We start from the raw sequence: 7,185 nt of genomic DNA, 5'->3' as shown, positions 1-7,185 counted from the left end.
TGGCCAGCCTGATCGGCACCACCATCGAGTTCTTCGACTTCTACATCTACGCCACCGCCGCGGTGCTGGTGTTCCCGCACCTGTTCTTCCCGGAAAGCAGTGACCAGGCAGCATTGCTGCAGTCGCTGGCGACCTTCGCGGTGGCCTTCATCGCGCGCCCGGTGGGCTCGGCGGTGTTCGGTCATTTCGGTGACCGTATCGGCCGCAAGGCCACACTGGTGGCTGCATTGCTGACCATGGGCCTGTCTACGGTCGCCATCGGCCTGCTGCCGACCCACGCGCAGATCGGCCTGTGGGCGCCGGCGCTGCTGGCCCTGTGCCGCTTCGGCCAGGGTCTGGGCCTGGGAGGCGAGTGGGGTGGGGCGGTGCTGCTGGCCACCGAAAACGCACCGCCGGGCAAGCGCGCCTGGTACGGCATGTTCCCGCAGTTGGGTGCACCGATCGGTTTCCTGCTTTCGGCAGGCATCTTTCTGCTGCTCGGTCGCTGCCTGGGCCAGGACGATTTCCTGCAATGGGGCTGGCGCATTCCGTTCGTTGCCAGTGCGCTGCTGGTCGGCCTGGGCCTGTGGGTGCGCCTGAACATCCACGAGACGCCGGATTTCAAGCGCGCGCTGGAGCGCAAGGCACCGGTGCGCCTACCGATGTGGACCGTGCTGCGCGACCATCCGCTGCCGATGCTGCTGGGCACGCTGGGTGCGTTCGCCACCTTCGTGCTGTTCTACCTGATGACAGTGTTCAGCCTCGGCCACGGCACCGCCGTGCTCGGCTACAGCCGCGAACAGTTCCTGCTGATGCAGATGGTGGCGATGCTGTTCTTTGCCGCCGGCATCCCGCTGTCGGCACGTTACGGCGACCGCTGGGGCACCCGCCGCACGATGGCCATCGCCAGTCTGCTGATCATCGGCTTCGGTGTGCTGTTCGCACCGCTGTTCCAGCCCGGCAGCCCGTGGCTGGTGCTGACGTTCCTGTGCCTGGGCCTGTTCCTGATGGGGCTGACCTACGGCCCCTGCGGCACCTTCCTGGCCGAGATCTACCCGGTGGAGGTGCGTTACACCGGTGCCTCGCTGTCGTTCAACCTGGCGGGCATTCTTGGCGCCGCCCCAGCGCCATATCTGGCTACCTGGCTGGCCGAGCGCTACGGGCTGGTCGCGGTCGGCTACTACCTGTGCCTGACCGCGGTGGTCACGTTGTGTGCGCTGCTGGCGCTGCAGCGCCGCCAGCACTGATCAGCCGAAGAAGCGCTTGAGCGTGCGGCCCAGCCAGCCGCCGCTCTGGTGCTCGCGGGCAAACTGGTTCAGGTGCTGCTTGACCTGTTCGGCATAGGCCTGGTCGTCGCCGCGGATGTGATTGAACAGCCAGCGCGAGAGCATGGTGCGCAGCTCGTCGCTGATGTCCTCGCCGGCCTGGAAGCGCATGCGGTATTCCGATACCCGCTTGATGAAGACCTCATGCACACGTTTGTGCGCAGCGCAGAACGGATAGCCCGCTTCCTCCATCAGTTCTTCTTCGAATGCGAAGTGCGACATGGTGTAGTCCACCACCTCGTCGATCACTTCGCCTACCGCCGCGCGCTGCAGGCTGGTCTGCGCCACGTGCAGGTGGTTGAGCATCTCGATGATGCGGCGGTGTTGTTGATCGATCACATCGATGCCGATGTTCAGATCGTCCTGCCAGACCAGTAGTGCCATCCCCGGCTCCCCTTCATGCTGATGTCGGGGCCGACTGTAGAGGCGCCGCCCGCAGGCGGCGTTGATCTGGATCAAAGCATGCCGGTCAGGACAGCGCAGCCTCGCGCGGACGCAACGGGCTGGCAACGGTGGTGCAGCTGACCCGGTTGCGGCCGCCGGCCTTGGCCAGGTACAGCTGGCGATCGGCCTCGGAAATCAGCCGGTGCAGCGCATCACGCTGCGGCCGCAGGCAGCACAGGCCGATGCTGACCGTCATGCGCAGGGTGGCGCTGCCGATGTCCACTTCCAGCGCGGCGATGCGCTGGCGCAGCTCCTCGAAATAGAGCAGCGCTTCGTCCTGTTCCATGTCCGGCACCAGCAGGCAGAATTCCTCGCCGCCGAAGCGCGCGATCAGGTCCTGGCTGCGCGCGTGGTCGCCGACGGCACGGGCTACCGCACGCAGCGCATCGTCACCGGCTTCGTGGCCGTGGGTGTCGTTGATGTGTTTGAAATGGTCGATGTCGATCATCGCCACCGCCACACATTGGCCATGCAACTGCAGTTGCGGCAGCTGCCGCTGGCTCTGTTCCAGGAAGCAGCGGCGGTTGGGCAGGCCGGTGAGAAAATCACGGGTGGCCAGGTCCTGCAGCGTGCCGATCAGCTCCAGCTGGTCGACGTTCTGTGACACACGGCAGAAGAACTCTTCGCGCGAGAAAGGCTTGCGCAGGAAGTCATTGGCGCCGTTCTTCAGGAAACGCGGGATCAGCGACGCATCGGTATTGCCGGAAATGCCGATCACCGCCACCTTGTCGCGCGAACGCAGGGTACGCAGGCGACGGGTAAACTCCACGCCCTGCATGCCTGGCATTTCCTGGTCGACCACGGCCAGGCGGATCGCCGGGTGCGCCTCGATCGCCGCCAGGCCTTCGCTGCCATCAGCCGCTTCGTAGACCTCGTGGCCGTACATGCGCAGCAGGGCGGCGGCATAGCCACGCGCGGACGGCGAGTCGTCCACCACCAGTGCGGCGATGCGCCGGTTGCGTTCCAGGCGCTGCACCAGCCAGACCAGATAGTCGATGCTGCCCGGGGTGTTCTTCAGCACGTAGTCGATGATCTGCTGCTGCAGCACGCGCTTGCGCAGGTCCTCGTCATACACACCGCTGACCACCACGGTGGGCAGGTTGCGCTTGAGGAAGAACTCGACCACCGCGTCGCGGTCACCATCGGCCAGCACCAGCCCGGTCAGGACCAGGAACCAGCCGTCCTCGGTGCTGAGCAGCCGGTCGGCCTCGGCCAGCGAGCTGGCCACCACCACCGGCAGCTCCAGGCGTTGTTCGATTGCCTCGCGCAGCATGCCGGTGAACGCGCGCGAGTTTTCCACCAGCAGGATCCGCTGAGGCAGGGGATCGGTCAGGTCGCCATCCAGAGCGGCCTGCGACAGGACGGGCATGATGCGGTGGCTCATGTGGGAAAGTCTTGGCACGGATAGCGGCGGTTTCGGGCGTAACTTTAGCCGGGCAGGGTACTTGGCCCGACGGACATCGGCTCAGGCCGGCTGTATGATCGCCGACTGAAGCTGCGTGGAAGGTTCGTGCAGCACCAGACGAAGCCGGTTGCTGCGGCAATGCACCGAGCCACCATAGGCCATTATCCGACCGGCCAGACGTTCGACAGCCTGCTGGGTTGTCCGGGTCGACAGCACGCAGCGCCGGTCGAGCAGCGAGACCACCACCACGATGCCACGGCGACTGCCTGAGTTGCCGCACCGGGCCCGCACGCAGACCTGCCCGGATTCCAGTTCCAGCAGCAGTGAGACCGCCTCGATCAGGGTGCGGTACATCGCCAGCTGCAGGTCCACATTGAGCATGCAGGGGTTGCCCGTCAGCCGGGGCTGCGTGACGCGGTGGGTGTTGCTCCAGATCTCGTACGCGCCGCCGCCCTGCAGCGCGATATAAAGCCCGACCTGTTCCAGTCCCGTGGGATAGACCAGGCTTGCCTGTTCACGAAACAGGCGCGAGTGCACGGACGAGGCATGTTGCAGGCCGTTGGCCACAGCGTGGTGACCTTGCGACTTCAGCCAGCTGACCATTTCGTCGAGCGAGCTGTCCATGCCTTCGCCAAGGTGCTTGAGGTGGATGGCCCGGTCACGTAGCTCGCGCTCACTGGTCTGGTGTGAGCTGCGCGCCAGGCGCAACGTGGTTTCCTCTGCCAGACTGCGGGATCGGGCGCGCTGATGGTGATAGCTGATACTGGATCCCAGTGCGAGCAGAGCGACACTCATGACCGCCATGTTCTGTTGGGTGGCGAACGTGCCCAGGTCGAACGAGGCTGGTAGGCCCGTGCTGGGAGTTGCCAAATGAAGCGGAAGGTTCAACAGCGGAATCGCGATGGCTGCGCCACGCCATCCGTGCATGAATGCCAACGCGATGGCAGGCAGGGCCGCCAGCAGTACAACATGCGTACGGGTGGAATGGGCATCCGTGGGGATCAACTGCATGCAGAGACCCAGAGCCAGCATCAGCGCGATGGCCACGAGGGAGGGGATGCGCAACTCCTTGTGCCATGGGGGGGCGGAGCGGCGGCGGGCCCACAGAAGGGCCAACGGGGCCAAGGTGATGATCGCCGCAAAATGACCAAATACAACTCTTTCGGCAGCTTCCAGCAACGTATCCGGGGGCGGATTCGGCCAAAGCAGGCGCGAAAGGCTCAGATTGATGCTGGTGACCGCAAGCGCTGTCGAGACTGAAAGAGAAAGCAGCCAAAGGCCAGTCGCCGCCTCGGATATGGCTTTCCTCAGGTGCAGGTGAACCACCAGCATCGCCATCGGCATCAACAGTGTGGAGGCCAGGATGGCCCACTCCAGGCCGTAGCGTTCAATCGTAGGGATACGCAGATACGCGAAGTAGCCGAACTCGCCGAGCAGCACATAGGCCCACAGGCGTGGGGGAACGATCAACAGCGCCGCCACACGGATGCCGGCCGGAAGGAAAAACTGGTCGAGGGAAAACTGGCGGCTGGAAACGCAGGCTATGGCGTACGCCGCAGCCAGCACAAGCCCCGCCGGGTGCACTGGAATGCCGGACAGAACTCTATCCTTCACAGCGCTCCATCTCGGATGGGCTGGAAAACGACCAACGCTCACATTACCTCGGGGCGGCAGCGGGCCAGCGGCGAAAGTAGCTGTACTTCGATGTACGTGCAACGGTATGGACGGAAACTCTGCCGGTGCTCGCATCGGATCGGGCGCTCGGAGGCGTGAATGGCACCCTCGGGGCGGCGCCGGTATGCTGGCAAGGCCTCCTGCTTCGCGATGATTAGCATCGCCAGCGGGTCAGGCAAGGGATATTGAATTGTCTGATCGAAGTCAGGCTTGTGTCGACTGGATGCTATCCACCTTTCAATCATGGAGATGCCTGTGGGATTTTCTCGATTCTCGAAGATGACTTCCATTGTCGTGCTGCTGACAGTTCCGGCTCTGGCAATTGCCTGCTGTCCGGGCGGCGGCCAGGGAGTGCCGCTGGCGACGGCTGGTCTGGGTGAGAGCCAGCCTGCGGCACTTGATCTCAGTTCGGACCCGGGATGGCTTGTCTATGCATTCGAGCGCGATGGGGTGTCGTACTACCAGGTCAATGACCTGACTGGCCAGGTCAATCTGATCGTCGCCAACATCGAATCGACGTTCTGGACTTTGCCTGCTGGCAAGACCGCAGCTCGCGTGTCATTGCCCTCCAAGCCATTGGCCCTGCCGAAGAATGCGCGTGGCAGCATTGTTTTCCGCGGGCCTGAGTTCTCTCTGGTTGTCTACGGAGAGGGGCGTGGCGCAGTCTGGGCTGTAGAACCCGCTGCCAGCGGCAAGTGACGGGTCGCATGCAGGTGGCCTGCCCGTGGATTGCCCTGTAGAGGCAGAAGACGCCGTTGCAGGGCATGGGCGGCTGCCGCATGCGTTATCGGCCGCCCGCCTGCGGTCACTGCCGCGTGGGTGTCACGCAGATATCGCTTCGCTCGTTTGGGAGCGTTCCGCGCTCGGCCTCGCCTGCAGTATCCAGCAACACCATCGTGATGCGGTGGCCCCGGCATTGCACGCTTCCCGAATAGGCATGCGCGCGGGCCGAGAGCCGATCAATGGCGCGCTCCATGGTCCGGGATGCCAGCGTGCGATGTCGATCCAGCAGCGCGACATTGAGCACGATGCCGCGCACACCTTTGTACCGGCCACAGCGTGCGCTGATCTGGATCTGGCCAGTCTCTTCCTTCAGAAAAAGCGATACCGCTTCTGCAAAGGTGCGGTAGGCCGCAAGCTGCAGCCCCATACTCAGCTGGCATGGATCCCCGCCCAGCATCGGACGGACGATCCGATGGCTGGCGTTCCAGGTTTCGCTGAGGCCTCCGGCACGCAGGGCGACATAAAGGCCCGCATGCTCCAGCTCCGTGGGATAGACCATGCTGGTCAGTTCACGGAACCGTCGGGAGCGTCGGGAGAAGGCACGGAGCAGATCAGTGGCCGGGGCTTCATGGCCATCGGCCTTCAGCTGTTGCACGGTCTCTCCCAGTGCCTCTTCGATGTCATCTGCAATCTGGCGCAGGCCCAGCGCACGTTCGCGCAGGTCCTGCTCGTTGGCCAGGTGCGCCGAGCGCGAGAATGCACTGGCACGCGATGCCGTCATCGGCGCCGGCGCATGCTGATGGTAGTGATGGGTGATGCGCGGCCCCAGCGCAATGAGCGCAGTGCTGGTGATTGCAATGATCTGCTGGGTAAAGAAGGTGGTCTCATCGAATGAACCGGGGAAGCCGGTTGTCGGCATGGTCTGGCTGAGGATGATGTTCATGAGCGGAACCCCTACGGCCGCTCCTCGCCAACCGTGCATGCAGGTGAGTGCGATGACAGGCAGCACCAGCAGAAGCTGCAGCGTCGCTCGCGCCGAATGGGCCTGCGTGCTGACCAGGATCAGCAGGGCCCCCAGTACGCCCAACAAAGCCAATGCAGCGAGGGTCGGGTGGCGTCGCCAGGTCGTCCAGTCGTAATGGCTGCGCCGGCGCATCCAGAGCAGTGCCAGCGGCGCGACAGTGAGGATTGCGATGTAGTCACTGAGCACATACAACATGGCGTTCGTGTAGAACGGCATGCTGGGCGGAACTGGCCATAGCATGTGAATCAGGCCAAGTTTGAGTGCGGTGGCGACCAGTGCGGCGGAGGCTGCGATCGAAAGCAGCCAGCTTTCGGTGGTGAAGGCCATCAGTTTGTGATGCAGATGGACGATCAGCGCAACCGCTGGGATCAGGCATGCGGACCCGACAATGACCCAGGCCATCCCATAGTCCTCAATCATCGGGTAGCGCATCTGGGCGAAGTAGGCATACTCGCCAAGGATCAGGTAGGGCCACATTCGCTTCGGGGTCAACAAAAGCGCGGCAACACGGATTCCGGCGGGAAGGAAGAACTGATCCACGGAAAGGTGCCATGTGGCCCAGCACGCGACAGCGTAGAGAGCCGCCAGCGCAAGGCCCGCCGGGCGGATAC

Annotated in this window: 6 protein-coding genes; 2 read left to right on the top strand and 4 right to left on the bottom strand. The window is 64.0% G+C overall.

All coding sequences use genetic code 11. The features are described 5' to 3' along the window. On the top strand, positions 1–1,226 hold a 1,226-nt coding region (locus tag DBR20_RS10450), incomplete at its 5' end, for an MFS transporter (protein WP_181393067.1). Here the strand turns inward: DBR20_RS10450 and DBR20_RS10445 are convergent. The 3 genes from DBR20_RS10445 to DBR20_RS10435 form a co-directional block, all read right to left on the bottom strand. Then, positions 1,227–1,688 (bottom strand): bacteriohemerythrin, encoded by a 462-nt coding sequence (locus DBR20_RS10445; RefSeq protein WP_025875341.1) that lies wholly within the window; start codon positions 1,686–1,688, stop codon positions 1,227–1,229. An 85-nt stretch (positions 1,689–1,773) separates the two neighbouring features. After that, positions 1,774–3,117 (bottom strand): diguanylate cyclase, encoded by a 1,344-nt coding sequence (locus tag DBR20_RS10440; protein WP_100464430.1) that lies wholly within the window; start codon positions 3,115–3,117, stop codon positions 1,774–1,776. A 96-nt stretch (positions 3,118–3,213) separates the two neighbouring features. Then, positions 3,214–4,767: an MASE1 domain-containing protein gene (locus DBR20_RS10435; RefSeq protein WP_258223293.1), complete on the bottom strand. Its 1,554-nt coding sequence runs from the start codon at positions 4,765–4,767 to the stop codon at positions 3,214–3,216. A gap of 339 nt (positions 4,768–5,106) precedes the next feature. Here DBR20_RS10435 and DBR20_RS10430 point away from each other — a divergent pair, with 339 nt between their 5' ends. Then, positions 5,107–5,526: a hypothetical protein gene (locus DBR20_RS10430; protein WP_229980637.1), complete on the top strand. Its 420-nt coding sequence runs from the start codon at positions 5,107–5,109 to the stop codon at positions 5,524–5,526. 106 nt (positions 5,527–5,632) lie between these two features. Here the strand turns inward: DBR20_RS10430 and DBR20_RS10425 are convergent, their stop codons facing one another. Further along, positions 5,633–7,183 (bottom strand): MASE1 domain-containing protein, encoded by a 1,551-nt coding sequence (locus DBR20_RS10425; RefSeq protein WP_258223292.1) that lies wholly within the window; start codon positions 7,181–7,183, stop codon positions 5,633–5,635. Positions 7,184–7,185 lie beyond the last annotated feature (2 nt).

It is taken from the genome of Stenotrophomonas sp. HMWF023 (assembly GCF_003060985.1).
In the GTDB taxonomy this organism is placed as follows: domain Bacteria; phylum Pseudomonadota; class Gammaproteobacteria; order Xanthomonadales; family Xanthomonadaceae; genus Stenotrophomonas; species Stenotrophomonas lactitubi.
The sequence above is the reverse complement of the archived record's forward strand: the minus strand, read 5'-3'. Positions and strand labels throughout refer to the sequence as shown.